At 61.1% G+C, this 21360-nt stretch carries 24 protein-coding genes; 7 read left to right on the top strand and 17 right to left on the bottom strand.

Annotated features, from left to right (window positions below; all coding sequences use genetic code 11):
* Positions 1 to 206 precede the first annotated feature (206 nt).
* Positions 207 to 833, top strand: coding sequence for a hypothetical protein (locus ACVWVP_RS16375; protein WP_457407165.1), 627 nt, complete (start codon positions 207 to 209; stop codon positions 831 to 833).
* 74 nt (positions 834 to 907) lie between these two features.
* A complete protein-coding gene (locus ACVWVP_RS16370) occupies positions 908 to 1120 on the top strand; it encodes a hypothetical protein (protein ID WP_060842878.1) in 213 nt (70 codons plus the stop codon).
* Between the two features lie 248 nt (positions 1121 to 1368).
* Here the strand turns inward: ACVWVP_RS16370 and ACVWVP_RS16365 are convergent, their stop codons facing one another.
* The 7 genes from ACVWVP_RS16365 to ACVWVP_RS16335 form a co-directional block, all read right to left on the bottom strand.
* Complete coding sequence (locus ACVWVP_RS16365; protein ID WP_457407277.1) at positions 1369 to 1746, bottom strand: c-type cytochrome; 378 nt, start codon at positions 1744 to 1746, stop codon at positions 1369 to 1371.
* Between the two features lie 49 nt (positions 1747 to 1795).
* A complete protein-coding gene (locus ACVWVP_RS16360; protein WP_457407163.1) occupies positions 1796 to 2836 on the bottom strand; it encodes an EamA family transporter in 1041 nt (346 codons plus the stop codon).
* A gap of 69 nt (positions 2837 to 2905) precedes the next feature.
* On the bottom strand, positions 2906 to 3241 hold the full coding sequence (locus ACVWVP_RS16355; protein ID WP_178924655.1) for a hypothetical protein: 336 nt from the start codon (positions 3239 to 3241) through the stop codon (positions 2906 to 2908).
* A 101-nt stretch (positions 3242 to 3342) separates the two neighbouring features.
* Positions 3343 to 3696 carry a gamma-glutamylcyclotransferase family protein gene (locus ACVWVP_RS16350; protein WP_259173046.1) on the bottom strand — a complete coding sequence of 118 codons (354 nt, stop codon included), beginning with the start codon at positions 3694 to 3696 and terminating at the stop codon, positions 3343 to 3345.
* 9 nt (positions 3697 to 3705) lie between these two features.
* A complete protein-coding gene (locus tag ACVWVP_RS16345) occupies positions 3706 to 4365 on the bottom strand; it encodes a M24 family metallopeptidase (protein ID WP_178924659.1) in 660 nt (219 codons plus the stop codon).
* A gap of 214 nt (positions 4366 to 4579) precedes the next feature.
* The gene (locus ACVWVP_RS16340) at positions 4580 to 5158 is read right to left on the bottom strand and encodes a DUF4337 domain-containing protein (RefSeq protein ID WP_457407160.1); all 579 of its coding nucleotides are present in this window, start codon (positions 5156 to 5158) and stop codon (positions 4580 to 4582) included.
* Positions 5159 to 5212: 54 nt separating this feature from the next.
* Entirely contained in the window at positions 5213 to 6097 is an 885-nt protein-coding gene (locus ACVWVP_RS16335) for a LysR family transcriptional regulator (protein WP_457407158.1), read from the bottom strand.
* Between the two features lie 97 nt (positions 6098 to 6194).
* Here ACVWVP_RS16335 and ACVWVP_RS16330 point away from each other — a divergent pair, with 97 nt between their 5' ends.
* Positions 6195 to 7163, top strand: coding sequence for an NAD-dependent epimerase/dehydratase family protein (locus ACVWVP_RS16330; RefSeq protein ID WP_457407155.1), 969 nt, complete (start codon positions 6195 to 6197; stop codon positions 7161 to 7163).
* On the opposite strand, the gene ACVWVP_RS16325 is transcribed toward ACVWVP_RS16330, so the two are convergent.
* Entirely contained in the window at positions 7150 to 7506 is a 357-nt protein-coding gene (locus ACVWVP_RS16325; RefSeq protein ID WP_178924668.1) for a DUF2784 domain-containing protein, read from the bottom strand. The genes ACVWVP_RS16330 and ACVWVP_RS16325 overlap by 14 nt on opposite strands.
* Before the next feature lie 31 nt (positions 7507 to 7537).
* The gene (locus ACVWVP_RS16320) at positions 7538 to 8434 is read right to left on the bottom strand and encodes a LysR family transcriptional regulator (protein WP_178924669.1); all 897 of its coding nucleotides are present in this window, start codon (positions 8432 to 8434) and stop codon (positions 7538 to 7540) included.
* 98 nt (positions 8435 to 8532) lie between these two features.
* Here ACVWVP_RS16320 and ACVWVP_RS16315 point away from each other — a divergent pair, with 98 nt between their 5' ends.
* Together ACVWVP_RS16315 and ACVWVP_RS16310 are read left to right on the top strand one after the other, a co-directional pair.
* Positions 8533 to 9381: an oxidoreductase gene (locus ACVWVP_RS16315; RefSeq protein WP_457407152.1), complete on the top strand. Its 849-nt coding sequence runs from the start codon at positions 8533 to 8535 to the stop codon at positions 9379 to 9381.
* A 105-nt stretch (positions 9382 to 9486) separates the two neighbouring features.
* Entirely contained in the window at positions 9487 to 10173 is a 687-nt protein-coding gene (locus ACVWVP_RS16310) for an HAD-IA family hydrolase (RefSeq protein ID WP_178924674.1), read from the top strand.
* Between the two features lie 134 nt (positions 10174 to 10307).
* Here ACVWVP_RS16310 and ACVWVP_RS16305 read toward each other — a convergent pair whose 3' ends face one another.
* Positions 10308 to 11054 (bottom strand): 3-oxoacyl-ACP reductase family protein, encoded by a 747-nt coding sequence (locus ACVWVP_RS16305; RefSeq protein ID WP_457407151.1) that lies wholly within the window; start codon positions 11052 to 11054, stop codon positions 10308 to 10310.
* A 126-nt stretch (positions 11055 to 11180) separates the two neighbouring features.
* Between ACVWVP_RS16305 and ACVWVP_RS16300 the strand changes: the two genes are divergently transcribed.
* Entirely contained in the window at positions 11181 to 12104 is a 924-nt protein-coding gene (locus ACVWVP_RS16300) for a LysR substrate-binding domain-containing protein (protein WP_457407149.1), read from the top strand.
* A 105-nt stretch (positions 12105 to 12209) separates the two neighbouring features.
* Here ACVWVP_RS16300 and ACVWVP_RS16295 read toward each other — a convergent pair whose 3' ends face one another.
* The 3 genes from ACVWVP_RS16295 to ACVWVP_RS16285 form a co-directional block, all read right to left on the bottom strand.
* Positions 12210 to 12938, bottom strand: coding sequence for an aspartate/glutamate racemase family protein (locus ACVWVP_RS16295; protein ID WP_259173038.1), 729 nt, complete (start codon positions 12936 to 12938; stop codon positions 12210 to 12212).
* Between the two features lie 13 nt (positions 12939 to 12951).
* Positions 12952 to 14478, bottom strand: a complete 1527-nt coding sequence (locus ACVWVP_RS16290; RefSeq protein WP_457407146.1) for an NCS1 family nucleobase:cation symporter-1 — start codon at positions 14476 to 14478, stop codon at positions 12952 to 12954.
* A 483-nt stretch (positions 14479 to 14961) separates the two neighbouring features.
* Positions 14962 to 15696 carry a phosphoadenylyl-sulfate reductase gene (locus ACVWVP_RS16285; protein WP_169992667.1) on the bottom strand — a complete coding sequence of 245 codons (735 nt, stop codon included), beginning with the start codon at positions 15694 to 15696 and terminating at the stop codon, positions 14962 to 14964.
* 151 nt (positions 15697 to 15847) lie between these two features.
* On the opposite strand from ACVWVP_RS16285, the gene thrH reads away from it, so the two are divergent.
* Complete coding sequence (thrH, locus tag ACVWVP_RS16280) at positions 15848 to 16465, top strand: bifunctional phosphoserine phosphatase/homoserine phosphotransferase ThrH (protein WP_065929901.1); 618 nt, start codon at positions 15848 to 15850, stop codon at positions 16463 to 16465.
* Between the two features lie 112 nt (positions 16466 to 16577).
* Here thrH and pabB read toward each other — a convergent pair whose 3' ends face one another.
* The 4 genes from pabB to rloA all read right to left on the bottom strand — a co-directional run bounded on the left by pabB (position 16578) and on the right by rloA (position 21221).
* Positions 16578 to 17921, bottom strand: a complete 1344-nt coding sequence (pabB, locus tag ACVWVP_RS16275) for an aminodeoxychorismate synthase component I (protein WP_457407142.1) — start codon at positions 17919 to 17921, stop codon at positions 16578 to 16580.
* 239 nt (positions 17922 to 18160) lie between these two features.
* Entirely contained in the window at positions 18161 to 19147 is a 987-nt protein-coding gene (locus tag ACVWVP_RS16270; RefSeq protein ID WP_178924692.1) for an alpha-L-glutamate ligase-like protein, read from the bottom strand.
* On the bottom strand, positions 19147 to 20679 hold the full coding sequence (gene rloB / locus ACVWVP_RS16265; protein ID WP_178924694.1) for an osmotic stress tolerance membrane protein RloB: 1533 nt from the start codon (positions 20677 to 20679) through the stop codon (positions 19147 to 19149). Before rloB ends, ACVWVP_RS16270 begins: the two co-directional genes overlap by 1 nt.
* Before the next feature lie 5 nt (positions 20680 to 20684).
* Positions 20685 to 21221, bottom strand: a complete 537-nt coding sequence (gene rloA, locus ACVWVP_RS16260) for a retropepsin-like aspartic peptidase RloA (protein ID WP_178924696.1) — start codon at positions 21219 to 21221, stop codon at positions 20685 to 20687.
* Positions 21222 to 21360 lie beyond the last annotated feature (139 nt).

The raw sequence follows: 21360 nt of genomic DNA, 5'->3' as shown, positions 1-21360 counted from the left end.
CATGGGACCACCATGGGACTGGCGCTCTATTGTGGTGCGAAAAGCAGGAGTTAGGAGATGAGTAACCGAGATGTCTCGATCTACGCCCGTTGACGCTCAGAATCTGAAGCGAGGCGTCATTTTCGGTCAGATCTCCTATTCCGCACGTCAGTAGTTACTGCGTCTAATATCAACATCTATTTCGCTACGTTCATGGAGGGGCAGTCATGGATTCGGGGAACGTTTCAGCGATCATTTCAGCAGTAGCAGGCATAAGCGGCGTGTTGCTTGGTAACTTATTCGTGCTAGTCAAAGAGTGGTGGGTCAAGCGGGGCACGGTCGGCCAGAACACGACATACCTCGGGATTATTGTCGTTTCGCATTTGGACCGGTTTACAACGCAGTGCTTCGAAGTTTGCATAGATGATGGTACCTATCGTGGCCAGCCAGCGGGCCAAGATGGTCAGTATGAAACTACCACGGTGGCTCCTGTATTTAATCCATTGGAGCTTGATGTCGACTGGAAGCTGTTACCCAAGGAATTGATGTACTCGATTCTTCGAATTCCCGATAAGCAGGACCAGCTCCATGGAAAACTTCGAGGAATCCAGGAGTTCAATTATGACCCGCCGGATCATCCCGATTTTTTTTGGACAAGACAACGGGGGTATGCAGTCCTCGGATTACAAGCGTCAGAACTAATTAAGAAACTGCGTATGCATGCAGGACTTCCTATTGATGTGCCTCTACCAGGGGAGTGGAATAGGGATCAAAACCTTAAGGATGTCATAGCTAATCTTGACAGGCTGGAAAGAGAAAGCCTTAGCAGGAGCGCAACTGTGCATCAGCTTTAACAGCGTGTGAAAGGAACCCCCATCGCGTTGGCCGCCGTGCTTACAATGGGCCATCATTAAAAAGGAGCTGTGCTATGGCAAATGAAGGCGATGTAGATGTGGAAAGTTTGATCGTCCGCGCCGAGCGCGCGATGACCGGCCGTGAACGCAGCGCGATCTATGCAGCGCTTGCCGAAGCTGGTGGCGAGGCAGCGCAGGCGTATTTGAGTGAGCTTGCTCGTTATGAAAAGTCGGATACCAAAAAGGCCAAGCTGATCAAACTGAGCGAAAAGGCCAGCCGTGTGTAATTGCGTTACCAATAACGCCGCTTATGTTCAAAAGGCCCCTACATCTGTGCCAGGTGTGGGGGCCTTTTTAGCACCTGTCGTTCGCCAGAGCCCCGTGGACCGGCGTACCACAACCCCATACGCTGTTCCAAATCTCTCCTCCATCGCCACATCCTACAAACACAACCTCCCGGGGTTTTCTAGAGAAAGCCGGGGGGCTTGTGTCTGGAAAACTGCCCAACATTAACGCCCTGCTGCGGATCTAGAAATTACCGACTTCTAGCGATCACCCCCACCATATACTCATTCAAATCCCGAAAATCCCTAACCGTCCACGCGAACGGCGCCACCTTCACCCCATTCTCCCGCAACGTCCTCGGAATCAAGTCCCCATTGGGGCGAAGTATCACCGACGAAACAATAACCCCCGGGTAGTCATTCAGCCGCTTTTTGAACGCAGGCGTCGTCAGGTTTGGCGTCGGCGGGTTGCTCTTGTTGGCCAGTGGCCCTGTGCCCTTGATATCGGCGCCGTGGCACATGGCGCAGCGCTGTTGGTAGATCGTCTTGCCATTCATGGTGTCTGCAAAGGACAGTGACAGTTGGGCCAGTGACATAAGCCCCAGCGAAGCGGCGAACAGTATTTTCATTGTTATAAGGTCTTGTGAATAAGCCGAAGTTGAATCGAGAAAAAGCGCCTCAATGCCGATGCCGATGATGTACATCCGGAAAGTGTGCATGACTGTGCCGCAACGGGTTGTGCACGTGCACATGGCTATGGGGCTGCGCCGGGTCCCACTCGAACGCGTGTTCGTGCTGATGATGTTCGTCGTGCACATGCCGATGGCCATGTTCGGTGGCGTCGTGTTGGTGTTCATGGGCATGTCGCTCGGTCAGGTGCAGCCACACCCCCACGGCCATCAGCGCCGATGCAATCCAGAACGCCACGGAAACCGACTCGCCCAGCACGAATAAGGCAACCGCAGCGCCGAGAAAAGGGGCGGTGGAGAAGTAGGCGCCGGTGCGCGCGCTGCCGAGCCCGCGCAGGGCCAGTACGAACATGACCAGGCTGATGCCGTACCCCAGGAAACCCACCAGCAGCAGAGGCAGCAGTTGCGCCGTCGCGGGTGTTTGCGCGCCGAGGTAGAGCGCCAGGCCGGTGTTCACCAACCCCGCGATCAGGCCTTTGGCACCGGCAATGAACAGGGCGTCTGACGCCGAGACCTTGCGCGTCAGGTTGTTATCGATGCCCCAGCACAGGCAGGCCAGGGCCACGGCAAACGGGCCGGTCCAGTCACGGCTGTTGCCGCCGCCGTCGGACCAGGACAGCACCACGCCGCCCAGCACGATAGCGAGCATGCCGAGCACGATGCGGCGGTCGGCGTTTTCCTTGAAGACCAGCCAGGCGATGACGGCGGTGAGTACCGATTCGAGGTTGAGCATCAGGGAGGCGGTGGCACCTGCGGTGCGGGTGAGGCCGACCATCAACGCGACGGGCCCGAGGATGCCGCCGAAGGCGATGGCGCCGAGTAGCCAGGGCCATTCGGAGGGCGTCAGCCCGGTGGGTTTCCAGCCGCGATCCCGCAGGAGGCGTACACCGGTGAGCCCGATGCCGCTGCCCAGGTAGAGCAGGCCGGCCAACAGTATGGGAGAGAGGCCCAGGCCAAGGCTTTTGGCCAGTGGGGTGCTGGCGCCGAACAGGGCGGCGGCTGCGAGGGCGTAAACGATGCTGAGGTTCATGGGCCATCCTCGAAAGTCTTAGCCCATGATACGTCGCTCGCCGGGGTTAAAACCCAGGCGGCGGCCTATTTATTGCGCGGTTTTCAGTTTGATCACATCACCGGAGATCTTGGTGGTGTAACCGCTGAGTACCCAGGCCCAGAACCAGTTTTCCTGCACTTGGGTGTTGATCAGCGCATCGCCGCCCTTGGCCTTGATGGCGGCGTCTTGAGCGCGCACGAAACGGCTGTTCTGGCCGATCGGGATGATGCCGAACAGCATGATGCCGGTGGCGCTTGCTTCACTGTGGCCCAGAACGGTGTATTGGTTGCTGTCGTACTGCGGGGACTTGATGGCGGTGCCGGTGCAGCCAGCGAGGGTAAAAGAGAGAACGGCGGCTGCAGCGACTTTACGGATGTACTTCACGGGTAACTCCATGGGCAAAAAATCGAGATCCAATTCTCGAAAGCGCGCCACTTTAATCGCCACAGTGGCAGATTGAAATCATTGCCCCGAAAGTTTCATCTTCACGCCTTCACGTACACCCAGGCCGTCAGCCCCGACGCCAAGGGCACGGCCACGCGCTTGTAGTCCGACACTTCATAGGCATCGGCTGCCGCCAATTCCTCGGCAGTGATCTGAAACACCGTGCCTTCGACACTGGCGCCTTGCTCGTTGGTGGGTGCCACGATGGGGTGATGGGTCTTGCCGCTGGTGGCCAACACGGCAGGGTCGGTGATTTCTACCCAGCTTTGTGAGTAGCCCAGCATCGCGTCCTGCTGCCCGGCCAGTTCGCGCCCGAAGTTGGCGAGCTGGACGGCCTTGTCTTGCAAGGTACCGTAGGAAAACAGCAGTTCGGGGTAGGCGGTGGAGCGTTCCATTTCTATTCCTTAAGCGAGGAGGTCTTCGTAAAAAGCGCCGTAAGGCTTGCTCGGGTGGGCGATCTGGATTTCCAGGATCCACAGGCCGGCATTGGGGTAGTGCTCGAAATCACCGAGGTCGCCGCCACGGTGGATCGCATGGGGAAAATCGCTGACGCGATGGCCCTTGATGTCCAGGTTCAGTTGCCAACCCATGGCCTGGGCTTGCTCTTCGGCGTAACGGTAGAGTTCCAGGCCAACCACTTGCTGGTTTTTCCAGCGCGATTGCACGCGGTCGAACAGGGTCTTGGCGGCGCTGGCGCAGGCGATCATTTCCGGGTCGGTGCCGGTGGTGAAAGTGGCGCCGGCATCGCCTTCGTGGCCTTGCCATACGGCGCCCATGTCGATGAAGAAGATATCGTTGTCGCCCAGCACCGGGTCGCTTTCGGAGCGCTGGTTGAAAGCCTTGAGGGTATTGGCGCCGAAGCGCACCAGCAGCGGGTGCCAGATGCGCTGCATGTCGAGCTCCGCGAGCACGTGCTTGCCCAGTTCGCGGGCTTCGGACTCAAGCATGCCCGGGCGGATGCGTTGGGCGAGGTGGTCGATGGCTTTCCAGGTCATGGCCTGGGCGAAGCGCATGGAGTCGATACTGTAGGCGGCGCCCACGGCTTCTTTGGGGTGTGCAGTCACCGATGGTTCCTCGCGTTGGGCTGGGCTTTTCGTTATTCCTTTTACTATATAGCGATGTAAGAAAGAGCCCAACTCCTGAACGCTGAAACACACCTGTAGGAGCCGGCTTGCCGACGATTAGGGTAGGTCAGGCAACCTCCCTGTCTGCTGTGCCGCCGCTATCGCCGGCAAGCCGGCTCCTACAGGTTGGACGGGCAGCAGAACGTGGGTTGGTTTAGATGTGCAGCCAGGCCAGGCTGCCCAGGACGACGGCCACGCCGGCTGCGGTGTAGGACATCCGCTTCAACCACTCTCGTCTGGTCAGCAACGTAATCGCCGCCAGCGAAATCGCGATCTGGATCGCAGTCATCGCCTGGGCCCAGCGGTGATGCTGGTGCAGCGCCTCTTCGGACTTCTGGTCCCATTCCCTGGACGTGGCCTCCAATTTTTCGGCCTGTTTACGCACGTCTTCCTTCTGGCCCTTGTAACGCTCGATCTCATCCTTGTAGTGCGCTGCATCTACGCCCGGGATGTGGGTGGCCAGTTCTGCCAGGTTCTGCCGGCTGGATTTGGCCTGGTAGTAATTCCACTGGTTGGCGGCTTCGGTCTTGATGATGGCGGCGTTGTTCTTGTCCATCGCCGCTTCGCTTTCGGTGGAGCCGGCCTGGTAGCTGAGCATGGCGCCGAGGGTGGCCATCAGCGCGGTCATCACCGCAATGCGGCTGGCGAAATTGTCCCCTCGGCTGTGGGCATGTTCGGTGGTGTGTTCGATGTGTTTTTCGTGGGGGCTGGGGACTTCGAAGGCTTCGGACATGGGGGCGTCTACGAACGGATTGAGGGAGACTGATTCTTTACCAGTGAAGCTGTCTCAATCCTGTACGTAACGCTGCAAACCCTCCACCAGCGCATCGAACATCACCCGGCAGCGCGGGCTGTTGCGCAGGTCTTCGTGCATGGTCACCCAGGTGTCCAGCTTGATCGAGAACCCCTGCGCCAGCACCCGGCGCAGGCGCGGGTCGCGCTTGGCCAACAGCACCTGGCAGCCGCCGATACCGGCACCGGCGCGGATCAGCGCCAGTTGCGCCAGGTCGCTGTCACTGCTCAAGGCAAAGGCGCCGCGTTCGAAGCCTTTGATCGCCAGGCTGCGGATAAAGGCGTTCTCCTGGTCGAAGCCAATCACCGAGTGATGGGCCAGGTCCTGCATCTGCTGGGGCGTGCCGTGTTGTTCCAGGTAGTCATCGCGGGCATGCAGGCCCACTTCGATCAGGCCCACGCGCCTTGCCAGCAATTGTTCCTGGCTCGGTCGGACCATGCGCACGGCGATATCGGCTTCCAGTTGCAACAGGTCGCTGAGGCGGTTGGTCAGGGTCAACTCGACCTTGAGGTGCGGGTGTTGTTGACGCAATTGGCTGAGGATCGGCGGCAATACCTCAACGCCGACCACTTCACTGGCCGACACCCGCACCACGCCGCGTACGTCGTCGCCCTGGGCCGAGGCCGCCCGTTCCAGGGCGGCGGCGGTGCGGGCCATGGTCTCGGCGTGGCCGCGCAGGGTGTGTGCCATCGCCGTCGGCAACAAGCCGGTGGGCGAGCGGGTGAACAGCACCACGCCCAGCGCCGACTCCAGCGCAGCAATGTGCCGGCCTACCGTGGGCTGCGTGATGCCGAGCAGCCGTGCGGCCCCCGACAACGATCCTTCCTGGAGCACGCCGAGGAAAGACCGGTAAAGCTCCCATCCAATATTCAGTGCCATGCATAAATGTATAGCGACTGAGCGATCTTCGGCAATTTATCTATAGCAGGGTCACGCACACACTGGCGCCAACAACACACAGAGGTGGGAGGCGGTAATGAGCAAAGTACTGGTATTGGGCGCAACAGGCGGGATTGGCGGCGAAGTGGCGCGACAGTTGAACGCGGCAGGCTGGGAAGTGTGTGCTTTGGCCCGGGACGTGGACAAGGCACACCGCCAGGATGCGACATTCACCTGGCACCAGGGCGATGCGCTGAACCGTGACGAGGTACTGGCCGCCGCCCGAGGTTGCGACGTGATTGTTCACGCGGTGAACCCGCCGGGTTATCGCAACTGGGCGCAGCTGGTGCTGCCGATGATCGACAACACCATCGCCGCCGCCATCGCCGAAGGCGCAACTATCGTGCTGCCCGGCACGGTCTACAACTACGGGCCGGATGCGTTTCCTGTGTTGCACGAAGACTCGCCCCAGCACCCGCAAACGCGCAAGGGCGCGATCCGTGTGCAATTGGAGCAACGCCTGGAGGAGGCTACCGGTCACGGCGCTCGCGTCTTGATCCTGCGCGCCGGGGACTTTTTTGGTGGTCGCGCCGCGAACAGCTGGTTTTCCCAGGGCCTGGTCAAGCCCGGCAAGCCGGTGCACACCATCAGCTACCCGGGCGCCCCGGGCCTGCTCCATCAATGGGCGTACCTGCCGGACGTGGCGCGCACGGTAGTCGAGTTGCTGGCACGCCGTGCCAGCCTGGCAGCCTTCGCGCGTTTTCAGATGGCCGGGCATACCGACACCGACGGCACGCAGATGACGCGGACCATCCAGCGCGTGGTGTTGCGCAGGACAGGCCAGCAACCTCGCGTGGGCAAGTTCCCCTGGTGGCTGCTGAAGCTGGCAGCGCCCTTTGTGGTGACTTTCCGCGAACTGCAGGAGATGCGTTACCTGTGGCGCACCCCGCTGCACATGGACAACACGCGCCTGATCGAGGTGATCGGCAAAGAGCCGCACACCCCGCTGGAGCAGGCGGTCGAGGCCACGTTGAGCGGCCTGGGCTGCTTGCCTAGGGCCGTCTGATCAGGCGCACATACACCGCGACGTTGATCAGCAACACCACGGCCCCGAGCACCAGCTGAATGTTCGGGGTCAGACCGGCCGGGTAGATCATCGCCAGGATGTAGTGCTCGATAAAGCCGCCGCCATAACCGTCCTGGCCGGCCAGGTGGCGAAACAGGTTTTCCCAGCGGGTGAGTGGGCAGGGCAGGTGGAACACTTCCACGGCCACCCCCCACGCAGCGGCCGGTAGGTGCAGCCACATCACGCGCCGCCATTTGAGGGCCAGCAGGCCGCCAAACAACACGAACAGGATGAAGCACAGGTGGAACAGCACTAGGCCGTCGGCGGCTAATCGATAGAGCATGTCGGGGTTCGCTGTTGAGGTTGGCCGGGCATCAGGCGTTGAGTGCTTGTTGCAGGTAGTCGATGAACACGCGCAGCTTTTTCGGCGTGTTGCTGCGATTGAAGTAATACAGGTACAGCGCGCTGTGGGTGATCCAGTCACCCAGGACTTCCACCAGCTCACCGGATTGTAAGTAGGGCTCGACGCTGGAGCGCGCCACGTAGGCAAAGCCGAAGCCATCCAGTGCGCCGCGGATCATCAGCTCGATGTCGTTGGTGGCCAGCCGGCCCTTCACTGTCACCCGCAGCGGCTTGCCGTTCTTTTCAAAGTCCCAGCGGTGCAGCAGGCCGGTTTGAGCGCTGCGGTAGTTGACGCATTCATGCTCCAGCAAATCATGGGGATGGGTCGGTACGCTGCGGCCCTGCAAATAGCCAGGAGTGGCGACGATTACAAAGCGCAGCTGCCGGGCCACGGGGATCACCACCATGTCCTCGGCCAGCACGTGGTCGTAGCGGATACCCGCATCAAACCCCTGGGCGACGATGTCCACCAGGGCGTTATCCACCGCCACTTCCAGGTTGATCCCCGGGTGTTTGCGCAAGAACCCTTGCAGCAACGGCTGCAACACCATGCGGCTGGCGGTGGAGGGCACGTTCAGGCGCAAGGTGCCGCTGGCCTCGACGGTGGCGGCGGCGACGCTGTGCAAGCTGGTGTGCAGTTCTTCGAGCAGCGGGGTGATGCGTTCAACCAGTTGCGCACCGGCTTCGGTGAGGCTGACGCTGCGGGTGGTGCGGTTGAGCAGGCGCACGCCCAGCTGTTTTTCCAGGGCACCGACCCGCTGGCTCACGGTGGAAACCGACAGGCTCACGGCATCGGCCGCCTGGGTGAAACTCTTGGCGCGCGCGACCTGCAGGAACAGGCGCAATTGCTGGAAATCCGGCGTGTCCATTGTGTGGTTTTTCCGAAAGGGGCTTTTGGATTATGCATCTTTTTCACAATAACACCCACGCGCATACTTTTTTCACACCCCACGAGGAAAGCCCCTTCATGACCCATTCCAACGCAAAACCTGTCTGGTTTATCACCGGTTGTTCCACCGGTTTCGGGCGCCAATTGGCCCTGCACACCCTCAGCCTCGGCTACCCGACGGTGGTCACCGCACGCAACCCGCAACAGGTGCAGGACATCGTCGCCGGTCACGAGCACAATGCGTTGGTAGTGGCACTGGATGTGACCGACCAGGCCCAGGTCGAAGCGGCGGTGCAAGCGGCGCAAGCGCACTTCGGACGCATCGATGTGCTGGTCAACAACGCCGGTATTGGCTACTTCGGCGCGCTGGAAGAAAGTGACCTGGATGAAGTACGCCGCATGTTCGACATCAACTTCTGGGGCCTCAGCGCCATGACCCGTGCGGTGTTGCCCGGCATGCGCGCTCGGCGCTCGGGCACCGTGGTGAACATCTCTTCGGTGGGCGGGATTGCGGCGTTCCCGTCCCTGAGTTTCTACAATGCCACCAAGTTCGCGGTGGAAGGATTGTCTGAAGCACTGGCAGGAGAAGTCGCCCCGCTGGGGATCAAGGTGCTGCTGGTGGAACCGGGCCCATTCCGCACCGACTGGGCCGGGCGCTCGGCCAATGAGGCCCCGCATGCCATCGACGACTACCGCGAGACGGCGGCGGCACGCGCCGGCCGGGTGCGCAGCTACAGCGGCAAACAACCGGGTGACCCGGTGCGCGCGGCCCTTGCCATTGTCCAGGCGGTGGAGGCTGAGCAGCCCCCCTTGCGCTTGCTGTTGGGCAAGGCCGCGCTGGGGTTCGCACGCACCAAGGTCGAGGCATTGAGCGCTGACTTCGACGCGTGGGCTGAGGTGACCGAGGGGGCGGATTTCCCCGAGTAAGGCCTTGGGAAACAGCACATCGATGGTCACAACGGTTGCTTGCAAGAGAGCCGGGCCGTTATTGTGCTGAATCCTTTTAGTCCTTCCCCCCAAGGATCTGTTGTGATGAACGCACCGCGTACCGCCGGCCCGATCAAGGCCGTGATTTTCGATATGGACGGTTTGTTGCTGGATACAGAAGGCATCTACACCGAAGTCACGCAGATCATCGCCGAACGCTACGGCCGTACCTATGACTGGGGGATCAAGCAGCACATCATCGGGCGTGGCGCCCAGGACCTGGCCGACTACGTGGTCAAGGCCTTGGACCTGCCGATCACCCCGGCTGAGTTCCTGACCATCCGCGAACCGCTGATGAGCGAGCGTTTCCCCAAGGCCCTGGGCATGCCCGGCGCAGAAGCGCTGGTGCGGCATTTGAAAGCCCACAACATTCCGATTGCCGTGGGCACCAGTTCGTCGCGCCATTCGTTCGGCCACAAGACCACCTTGCACCGCGAGTGGTTTGGACTGTTCGACACCATCGTCACCGCCGATGACCCGGAAGTCGGCGCGGCCAAACCCGCGCCGGACATCTTCCTTACCGCCGCCCGCCGTCTGGGCGTTGCACCGGAGGATTGCCTGGTATTCGAAGATTCGCCGTTCGGCGTCACCGCCGCCAAGGCCGCCCACATGACCGCCATCGCCGTGCCGGACGAAGCCATGGCCGACAGCAAGTACCACCACGCTGACCAGATCATCCGCAAACTTGCGGACTTCGACCTGGCGGCCTACGGCTTGCCACCACGGGATTGATTGAACGCAGTCAAAAAATGTGGGAGCGGGCTTGCTCGCGAATACGGGGTGTCAGTCGATAAAAATGTCAACTGACCCACCGTATTCGCGGGCAAGCCCGCTCCCACATTGTGTTGTGCAGTGTTCCTGAAGTCTTAGGCGCTGAAGCCGCCATCAATGGTCAGGCTGGCACCGGTGATGTAGCCGGCCTCCGGGCCTGCCAGGTAGGCAACGAAGCTGGCAATTTCTTCAACATGCCCATACCGACCCACCGCCATCAACCCAATCAGACTCTCGGCAAAATCACTGTCCGCCGGGTTCATGTCCGTGTCCACCGGCCCAGGCTGTACGTTGTTGATGGTAATGCCCCGTGGCCCCAGGTCCCGCGCCAGGCCCTTGGTCAACCCCACCAGTGCCGCCTTGCTCATCGCGTACGGGCCGCCACCGCCAAAGGGCATGCGCTCGGCGTTGGTGCTGCCGATGTTGATCACCCGGCCTCCATCCCCCATGTGCTTGGCCGCCTCCTGGGTGGCGATGAACACGCTGCGCACGTTGATTGCCAGGGTCTGGTCGAAGTCTTCCAGCGTAAAGTCTTCCAGCGGCGCGATGGCCAGCACACCGGCGTTGTTCACCAGGATGTCCAGGCGACCAAAGGCTTCTACGGTTTTGTTGACCGCGTTGCGAATCGCCTCGGCGTCGGCGCTGTCGGCGCGAATGGCCAGGGCCTTGCCGCCTTCGCTGATCACGCTGTTCTGCAATTCTTCGGCCTTGGCAGCCGAGCTCACGTAGGTAAAGGCAACCGCTGCACCTTGGGCGGCGAGACGTTTGACGATGGCGGCGCCGATGCCGCGGGAACCGCCTTGAATCAAGGCGACTTTGCCGCTGAGGTTGTGTGTGGTCATGTCGATCTCCTAGCTGTTCAAGGCGGAATGCCTTGTTGATGGCACCGAGTATCAACCTCACCCCGGTACACCGGTAGACCGCGATTGCTATAGTCTGTGTAAACCAAAAGTTTAGAGTGGGGCGTTATGGAGAGCTTTGGCAGTATCGAATGCTTTGTGCGCAGTGCCGAAGGCGGCAGCTTCGCCGAAGCTGCCCGGCACCTGAGCCTCACCCCGGCAGCGGTGGGCAAGAGTGTCGCCAAGCTTGAGGCGCGCCTGGGTGTGCGGCTGTTCCAGCGTAGTACACGGCGCCTGACCCTGACCGAAGCTGGCAAACTGTTTCTCGAAGAAGTCAGCGGCAGCCTCACCACCATCCAGAATGCCGTGGCCAACCTGGCCAGCGCCGAAGGCCGGCCGGTGGGGACGCTCAAGGTCAGCATGGGCACGGTGTTCGGCAACCGTTACGTGGTGCCGCTGCTGGGGGAGTTCATGAGACGGTTTCCGGACATCTGCCCGGACTGGCATTTCGATAACCGCCAGGTCGACCTGATCGGCCAGGGCTTCGATGCCGCCATTGGCGGGGGCTTTGAGTTGCCCCAGGGCGTGGTGGCGCGCAAGCTCACCCCGGCGCATCGGGTGTTGGTGGCGGCGCCGAGCTACCTGGCGCAACGCCCGCCGGTCAAGGTGCCGGAAGACTTGGCGCGCTGCGCGGGAATCCTGATCCGTTCACCGCAGACCGGGCGCATCCGCACCTGGCAACTGACCGGCCGCGACCGCGAACAGCGCCCGCTGGTGCTCAAGCCTGGCATGACCATGAGCGACTCCGAAGCCGCCTGCTGCGCCAGCGCCCAGGGTTTAGGCATTGCGCTGGTGAGCATGCCGATGGCGGTGCCGTTTCTCGACAGCGGCGCGGTGGTGCGGGTGCTGCCCGGTTGGTATGTCGACGATGGCAATATTTCCATTTACTACGCCGAACATAAACTGCTGCCCGGCAAGACCCGGGCGTTTGTGGACTTCATCATCGAGCAATTTGCCGAGCGGCGGTTGGGCCAGCGATTCAGCGCGGTTTGAGCATGGCCGTAGACCGCGGCGCGGCCTTCGCAGGCAAGCCAGCTCCCACAGGGAAATGCGATTCCCTGTGGGAGCCGGGCTTGCCCGCGATGCAGGCGACTCGGTCTACCGCCCAAACCGACCCGGCCAGCCAATGACTTTCTTCGGCCTCGGTGTCGCATAGGTGCGGACCTTCGACGTCGACAACCCCAGCCGCACCAACGATTCGGCAATGGTCACCGCCGCCGTCACCCCGTCCACCACCGGCACGCCGGTGCGCTGGCGGATCTGTTCATCCAGCCCGGCCATGCCGCCGCAACCCAGGCAGATCACCTCAGCCTTGTCTTCGCTGATGGCCAGCTCCGCCTGGCGCACGATGGCTTCCATGGCGGCCAGCGGGTCTTCTTCCAGCTCCAGCACCGCCATGCCGCTGGCCCGTACCGAGGCGCAGCGCTGGTAAAGCCCGGCCAGTTTCAGACGGTCTTCGATCAGCGGCACGGTACGGTCCAGGGTGGTGACCACCGAGTAGGCGTGTCCCAGGAACATCGCGGTGCTGGCGGCGGCTTCGGTGATGTCCACCACCGGCACGTTCAGCAGCTCCTGCAGGCCTTCGCGGCCGTGCTCGCCATACCCGGCCTGGATCACCGCATCAAACGGCTGGTCGTAGGCCATCACCCGGTCCATCACCGCGATGGCTGCCAGGTAACTTTCAAAATTGCCCTCCACCGATTCCGCGCCGAAGTAGGGGGTAAGCCCGACGATCTCGGTTCCCGGCGCAGCCACGGCCCGCGCTTGCTGGGCGATGGTGTCGGTGATGGATTCGGTGGTGTTGACGTTGACCACGAGGATACGCATGGAAAATCCTTGATTAGTGACTGACGTTATCGACTGCAATGCTCTCGCCGCTGACATCGGCGTAGTACGGCTGGCGCTTGGCGATCAGCAGGTACAACAGCCCTGCAATACCGGCGCCAAACATCCAGGAGAACGGTGCGACGCTGGCAAAGCCCGGCAACAGCGCCAGCAGGATGGCGATCACCGCCGCTGGAATGAAGGCCGCCACCGCACGCAGGTTGACCCCACGGCTGTAGTAATAGGCGCCATGGGGGTCTTCGCTATACAGCTGCAGCACGTTTACCCGGCTTTTACGGATCAGCCAGTAATCGACCATGATCACCCCGTACAACGGCCCCAGCAGTGCGCCCAGGCCGGAGAGGAAATACACGATCACCAGCGGGCTGTTGTAGAGGTTCCACGGCAGGATCAGCACTGCCAGGGTCGCGCTGATCAACCCGGCGCGGCGGAAGTTCAGGTACTTGGGCGCCAGGTTGCTCAGCACAAAGGCGGGGGCGACGAAGTTGGCCATGATGTTCACCGCCACGGTGACGATCAAAAAGGCCAGGCAGCCCAGCACGAGGAAGAAGGTATTGGGGATAGCCGCGATGATTTCGGTCGGGCTTTCGATCACCCGGCCATTGAGCTGGAACTGCCCACCGCACAGCAGCACGGTGATGGCGGCAAACACCAGGATATTCACCGGCAGGCCCCAGAAGTTGCCGACCTGGATGGTCTTGCGGCACGGCGAGGAGCGGGCGAAATCGCAGAAATTGAGGATCAGCGTGCCGTAGATGGTCAGCCACAGCGCGCCACCGGCGAAGATGTTGCGCCACATCTCGCCGCCGCTCAGCGGTTCGCGAACCGACCAGGCAATGTTCCCACCCACCTGGAAGTACATCCAACCGGCCAGTGAAGCCACCGTCACCAGAATCACCGGCCCGGCGAAAGCTTCATAACGGCGCACCATTTCCATGCCGTAGGCCAGAATCGCCAGTTGCACGAACCAGATCGTCACGAAACACGCCCAACCCAAGGTCGACAGGCCCAGGATCGAGTTGTGGTCATAGTCGGCAAACCCGGGGTGAATCGCCGACAGCAGCACGCGGAAAACCACCGAAGCCAGGTAGGTCTGGATACCGAACCAGGCAATCGCGATCACCGCACGAATCAACGCCGGAATTTGCGCGCCGTGAATACCAAAACTGATCCGGCTGATCACCGGAAACGGCACGCCGGTCTTTTGCCCCATATACCCCGACAAGTTCATGAAGAAGTACACCAATGCCGCGCCGATGCCCAAGGACAACAGAATTTGCCAGCCGCCCAGGCCTAGCGCATATAAGCCGATGGCGAAGGAGTAGTTGGCAATGTTGTGCACGTCATTGGTCCACAACGCGAAAATGCTGTAGCGCCCCCAACGCCGGCCTTCCACTTTGGTGGGCGCCAGGTCCTTGTTGTGCAGGCGCGGGCTGAGCACCAGCGGGCCGGGGCTGACGGCCTCGGGGTTCAGGGCGGAGGAGGGCAGATCCAGTGCGAGGTTCGATAGGCTTGTACGCATTCCGGCAAGCTCCAGCGCATCTGCAGACAAGCCGCGGATGGCAAAGTGTATGTATGTTTTGTATTTATTGTATACAAAGCGCATTTCACCTTAAGCCACATGCGTGCCAGTTTTCGATCTATGAAAACATCGGCTAATTTCGTTTTTGTAGGTGTTTTTAATAACTAGCTGAATTGGAAGAAATATAAATTGACCGATTGAACAGGTATTTATTTTTCAACAGGAAGAGGGCGATTCGAGATGAGAAAGAATAGAAGGTGGGAGGTGTTACGTAATGGTGCGGTCGAATAAAAATTGCACACATAAATGGCACCGATGGTTACATTTGTGTGTACACCTCTAATAACCACTGCAAAACAAATGTGGGAGCGGGCTTGCTCGCGAATGCGGTGCATCAGTTGAAACATTCTTCACTGATACACCGCATTCGCGAGCAAGCCCGCTCCCACAAAAGCCGACGCCACATTGTTTACCGCATCAGCTTCAAGCCTTGCTGATGATATTCCCCGCATGCAACCCACACTCTTTCTGCGTGGCTTCTTCCCACCACCAGCGGCCTTCGCGCTCGTGCTGGTTGGGCAGTACCGGGCGGGTGCACGGCTCGCAGCCGATGCTGATGAACCCTCGCTCGTGCAGGCTGTTGTAGGGCAGCTCCAGCATGCGGATGTAACCCCAGATCTCCTCGCTGGTCATCTGCGCCAGCGGGTTGAACTTGTACAGGGTGCGCTCCGGAGTCGAGAAGGCCGTGTCGATTTCCAGCGCCGCGACCTGGCTGCGGGTACCGGGGCTCTGGTCGCGGCGCTGGCCGGTGGCCCAGGCGCTGACGCCCGAGAGCTTGCGGCGCAGTGGCTCGATCTTGCGCACGCCGCAGCATTCGCCATGGCCGTCCTTGTAGAAGCTGAACAGGCCTTTCTCTTTGACGAAGGGCTCCAGCTTGCTCTGGTCCGGCGAGATCAACTCGATGTCGATCTTGTAGAAGTCGCGCACCTGCTCGATGAACCGGTAGGTTTCCGGGTGCAGGCGGCCGGTGTCGAGGCTGAACACTTTGACGTTCTTGTTCAGCTTCCAGGCCATGTCGACCAGCACCACGTCCTCGGCACCGCTGAAGGAAATCCACAGGTCATCGCCGAACTGGCTGAACGCCAGCTTGAGGATGTCCTGGGCGGATTTGTTGGCATAAGTCGCGGCGAGTTCAGCGACGTCGAAGGCTTGGTTCATCAGGACGGTTCCTACAGGTCAGTGGCGCTGAGCGCTCTATAGGGGAGCGATGGTATCAAAATCCGCCCTGCGTTGCGGCGGCGAGCTTGAATCGCTAGAGTTCGGCAGTCCTTTTGCTCGCTCAACTAACAACATCCAATGGGAGTGTCTTGTGGAAATTGCCTGTCTCGACCTGGAAGGGGTGCTGGTTCCGGAAATCTGGATCGCCTTCGCCGAAAAAACCGGTATTGAATCCCTGCGGGCCACCACCCGTGACATTCCCGACTACGACGTGCTGATGAAGCAGCGCCTGCGCATCCTCGACGAGCACGGCCTGAAGCTCGCCGATATCCAGGAAGTGATCGCCACCCTCAAGCCGCTGGACGGCGCCATCGAGTTCGTCAACTGGCTGCGCGAGCGCTTCCAGGTGGTGATCCTGTCCGACACCTTCTACGAGTTCTCCCAGCCGCTGATGCGCCAGCTGGGCTTCCCAACCTTGCTGTGCCATCGCTTGATCACGGATGAAAACGACAGGGTGGTGAGCTACCAACTGCGCCAGAAAGATCCCAAACGTCAGTCGGTATTGGCGTTCAAGACCCTCTACTACCGTGTGATCGCGGCCGGTGACTCCTACAACGACACCACCATGCTCGGCGAGGCCGACCGCGGGATCCTGTTCCACGCGCCTGAGAACGTGATCCGCGAATTCCCGCAGTTCCCGGCGGTGCACACGTTTGAGGACTTGAAGAAAGAATTCATCAAGGCCTCGAACCGGCAGTTGAGCCTGTAATTTTTTGGTGGGGCTGGTGGCCTCATCGCAGGCAAGCCAGCTCCCACACTTGAAAGGGTTCACACATCAAAATGTGGGAGCGGGCTTGCCCGCGAAGAGGCCAGCCCAGTCACTACAATCCTTCCAGCGTCTCCAACAACACCCGCACCTTCGTCAGCGACTCCTGATACTCCGCCTCCCACTGCGAATCCGCCACGATCCCGCCGCCGCCCCAGCAGCACACCTGGCCATCCTTGACCAGCAAGCTGCGGATGGCGATGGAGCTGTCCATTTCGCCGCGCACGTCCAGGTACACCAGTGAGCCGCAGTACAGGCCGCGTCGGGTGGGTTCCAGTTCGTCGATGATCTGCATGGCGCGGATCTTCGGCGCGCCGGTGATGGAGCCGCCGGGGAAGCTGCCGGCGATCAGGTCGAGGGCGTCCTTGTCGTCGGCCAGCGTGCCGACGACGCTGCTCACCAAGTGGTGCACGTTGGGGTAGCTTTCCAGGCTGAACAGTTCCGGCACGCTGACTGAGCCGGTGCGGCAGGTGCGGCCGAGGTCGTTGCGCAGCAGGTCGACGATCATCAGGTTTTCGGCGCGGTCCTTGGGGCTGGCCAGCAGTTCGGCGGCATTCGCGGCGTCTTCTTCGGGCGTCAGGCCGCGCGGGCGGGTGCCTTTGATGGGGCGGGTTTCGACGCGACGCTCGCTGATATGCACGAAGCGCTCAGGGGACAGGCTCAGCACCGCGCCGTCATCGGGCAGGCTCTGGAACCCGGAAAACGGGGTGGGGCAGGCTTCACGCAGGGCGCAATAGGCTGCCCAGGGGTCACCGGCACACGGCGCGCGAAAACGCTGGGCAAAGTTGACCTGGTAGCAGTCGCCTGCCTGGATATAGTCCTGGATACGCACGATGGCCTGGCGGTAGGCCTCGGCGCTGAGGTCCGGGGCCATGGGGCCCTGCAACTGGAAGCTGGCGCTCAATTCAGCGGCCGGCGTGCTGAACAGTGCAATCAGGCGTTGCCGTTCGCCGTCGGCCAGGGTGGGGTGAAACACCAATTGGCTGGTCTGGGCCTGGTGATCACTGATCAGGGCCCAGGCATACAGCCCGAAGCGTGCGTCCGGCAGGTGCAGGTCATCGGCGGCCAGGTTCGGCATGTGTTCCAGGTGGCGGCCAAAGTCGTAGCTGAGGTAGCCAATCAAGCCGCCGGCAAACGGCAATTCATAACCGGCAGGCAAGGCCGCTTCGCCCAACAACCTGAGGTTTTCCCGCAAGCGTTGCAAAAAACCACTGCCGCTTTCGTCAGGCGCCACCGTCAAGGTTGCGTTCGGCCAGGCGCTGAGCACGTCATAACGCCCGCGTTCGGCGGCCGGGCGGCCGCTGTCGAGCAGCACCGCGCCAGGGGCGTGACGAATTGCCGTGAAATACTCGGCGGGGTTGGCCCGGTAGGGCAGCGGGTGTACGGAACAGGTCGACATGCGGGGTGGATCAGCTAATGGCGCGGGGGAGGGGATTGTAGTCCCCTGTCGGTTCTGGTCCTAGGGGGGATGTCGGGGATAAGCAGATTGAGGCCTTATCCTGTGTATAGGGTTGCCTGTCAGGACGCTATCGCCGGCAAGCCGGCTCCTACAATGGAATGCGATAAATCCATTGGAATGCGGCCAATCCATTGGAATGCGATCAACCTGTGGGAGCTGGCTTGCCTGCGATGAGGCCGTCAGCCTTCTACCGCTGGAATATGCCCAAACATCTCCTGCACAAACTTCACCCGGTCCTCCGGGGTTTCCGTCACGCCCGCAGCCTTCAATTCTTCCAATCGCGCTTCCACCGCGTGGGTGCGCAAGGTCAGGCCGCAATCGTTGGCAATCTGGATATTCAGCCCCGGGCGAGCGTTGAGCTCGAGGATCAGCGGGCCTTTTTCCTGGTCCAGCACCATGTCCACGCCGATGTACCCCAACCCGCACAGCTCATAGCAGCCGGCCGCGAGTTTCATGAAACCGTCCCAGTTGGGCAGTTGCACGCCATCCACCGCATTGGTGGTGTCGGGGTGTTTGGTGATGATGTTGTTCAGCCAAGTACCGCGCAGGGTCAGGCCGGTGGCCAGGTCTACGCCCACGCCAATCGCGCCCTGATGCAGGTTGGCCTTGCCGCCCGACTGGCGCGTCGGCAAGCGCAGCATGGCCATCACCGGGTAGCCCATCAGCACGATGATGCGGATGTCCGGCACGCCTTCATAGCTGATGCTCTTGAAGATCTGGTCGGGCACCACGCGGTATTCGATCAGGGCACGGTCACGGTGGCCGCCCAGGGAATACAGGCCGGTGAGGATGCTGGAGATCTGATGCTCGATCTCTTCGTGGCTGATGATCTTGCCCGACACCGTGCGATAGCGCCCTTCAAAGCGGTCGGCCACCACCAGGATGCCGTCACCGCCAGCGCCCTGGGCCGGCTTGATCACAAAGTCGCTGCGCCCGCCAATGATGTCGTCGAGCTTGTCGATTTCCTTCTCGGTGCTGATCACCCCGTACATCTCAGGCACATGGATGCCGGCGGCCAGGGCCCGTTCCTTGGTGATGATCTTGTCATCCACGATCGGGTACAGGCTGCGCTTGTTGTACTTGAGCACGTAGTCGGCGTTACGCCGGTTGATGCCCATGATCCCCCGCGCTTCCAGGGCCTTCCAGGTCTTCCAGAAGCCGAACATTACTGGTCAGCCTTCAAGAAGGCCTTGAAACGCACCAGCTCGGTCAGGCGGTAGCCGCGATAACGCCCCATGGCCAGCATGAAGCCCACCAGGATCAGCAGGATCGCCGGGAAAGTGAACACGAAGTAGATCAGCTCCGGCACGCTCATGATGATGTGCGCCAGCGACGCCGCGAACAGCGTACCAATCGCCACTTTCAGTGCGTGGTTGGCGCCGCGTTCTTCCCAGGTGATCGACAGGCGTTCGATGGTCATGGTCAGGATCACCATCGGGAACAGCGCCACCGACAGCCCGCGCTCCAGGCCCAGCTTGTGGCTGAACAGGCTGATGGCCGCGATCAGCACCACCACGAAGGTCAGCACCACCGACAACCTCGGCAGCATCTGCAGCTTCAAGTGTTCCAGGTATGAGCGCAGCGACAACCCCAGCGCCGTGATGATCGTGAACAGTACTATCCCGAAGCCCAGTTGCGTCTCGCGGAACGCCAGGGCGATCAGCACCGGGGTAAACGTACCCAGCGTCTGCAGGCCGATCAGGTTGCGCAGGATCAGGATCACCAGCACGCCAATCGGGATCATCACCATGATCATGAAGGTCTGCTGGGTCTGCAGCGGCAGGCCGTACAGCGAGTATTCGAGGAAGTTGGCGTCGGTGTTCTCGTCCGTCAGCTTGGCCAGGCGGATGGCGTTCATCTCGCTGTTGTTCAGGCTGAAGGTCACCATGGCCTTTTTGCCGCCATCCACCGTGATCAGGTTTTCATCGCCGGTCCACCACAGCAGGCGGTCGGCCGGCAGGCCTTGCTCGCCGGTTTCCGGGTTGAAGTACAGCCAATCGTTGCCGTTGAAGCTGCGCAACCACAGTTCCGGGGTTTGCGGCTGGTCGGCGACCAGGCGGATGGTGTGGACTTTTTCCACCGGTACGTGGGCGATGGACAGCAGCAACTCGACGATCTTGGCCTTGTGCGGCGTGGACGGGTCGCCCGCCAGCAGCAGCTTCACGTTGTCGTCGTTGAGGTTGTTGGTGCGCTTGATGGCTTCGCTGATAAAGGTCTCGACGTCGGCCGAGTGCTGGCGAATCGGCGCCAGCAGGGCCTCGGCGGCGATCTTCTCGGGGCCTTCCACGGCGATGCTGTCGCGGAAGGTCGGGCCCTTGACCTTGATCTTTTCACCGCTGTAGCGCTTGGTCAGCACCAGGCGGTAATACAGGGTCTGGTTGCCCTTGGCGCGGCGTGCCGACCAGGTGACCTTGCGGTTGCCGTCGGTGCGGTTGACGCTCACGCCGTAGTTGTTGGAGATGAAGCTCTCGTTGAGGCTGACGAAGTCGCGGCTCAGGGGCGGCACGAACATCTGGATCTTCACCGGGTCTTTCGGGTTGGCGACGAACTCGACCTTGGCGTCGATGTTCCACAAGTCGTCGGTGGCGTCCTCGGTGACGGGGATCCCCAGCACGAAGATCTGATAGGCGGTGACCGAAATACCCAGCACCACCAGGATGGTGATGAGGATTTTCAGGTGCAGGGTCAGAGAGCGCATTCGGTTTACTCGGCGGTATGAGCGTCGGTGGCGCAGGCAGGTTTGCCTGCTGCGTATTTAAGACTGGGGTCGACCAGCGCATCAAAGCGTTTGAGCGCTTCGGAGCCGATCAGCAGCGGGTATTGGAATGCGCTACGGTCAGTCAAGTTCACTTCGATGCTGCGTAAAGCGGTGCCCATGCAGATATCCAGCGCGATCACCGGGCGGGCGGTGTAGTTCTTGTCCTCATCGGGGTCGTAGTCACCGGCGCGGCGCTTGATCTTGCTGACGCGGGCCAGGGGGCGTTCGATGGGATGGGAATGGGCGGTGTCGATGGCCAGGTAAAAGCGCACCCAGGATTCGCCGTTGCGCTTGAAGCGCTTGATGTCGCGGGCGCTCAGGGAGGCGGTCTTGGCACCGGTATCGAGTTTGGCCGCCACTTCCAGGTCGATGCCCGCCAGTTGGGCGTATTCGTTCAGGCCGTACACAGTCTTCTCGGCGGCAAGGCCAAGGCTCGGTAGGGCTAGCAGGCAAAACGATAGAAGGAAGGGCTTGAGTGTCATAAATCCTGAGGCAGTGCAGTGCAATGTTCAATTCATGGCGACTGGCATTGCTGCGCAATCTCGGGTGCGCCGTTTCATCCAATGATGTCAGGCAAAAGCGGCGGGCATTCTAACATGATGCTTTTTTGGCGCCAGCGCT

This window comes from Pseudomonas sp. TE24901 (genome assembly GCF_054058375.1).
Note: the sequence above shows the minus strand (reverse complement) of the source record. Positions and strands in the feature narration are given on the sequence as shown.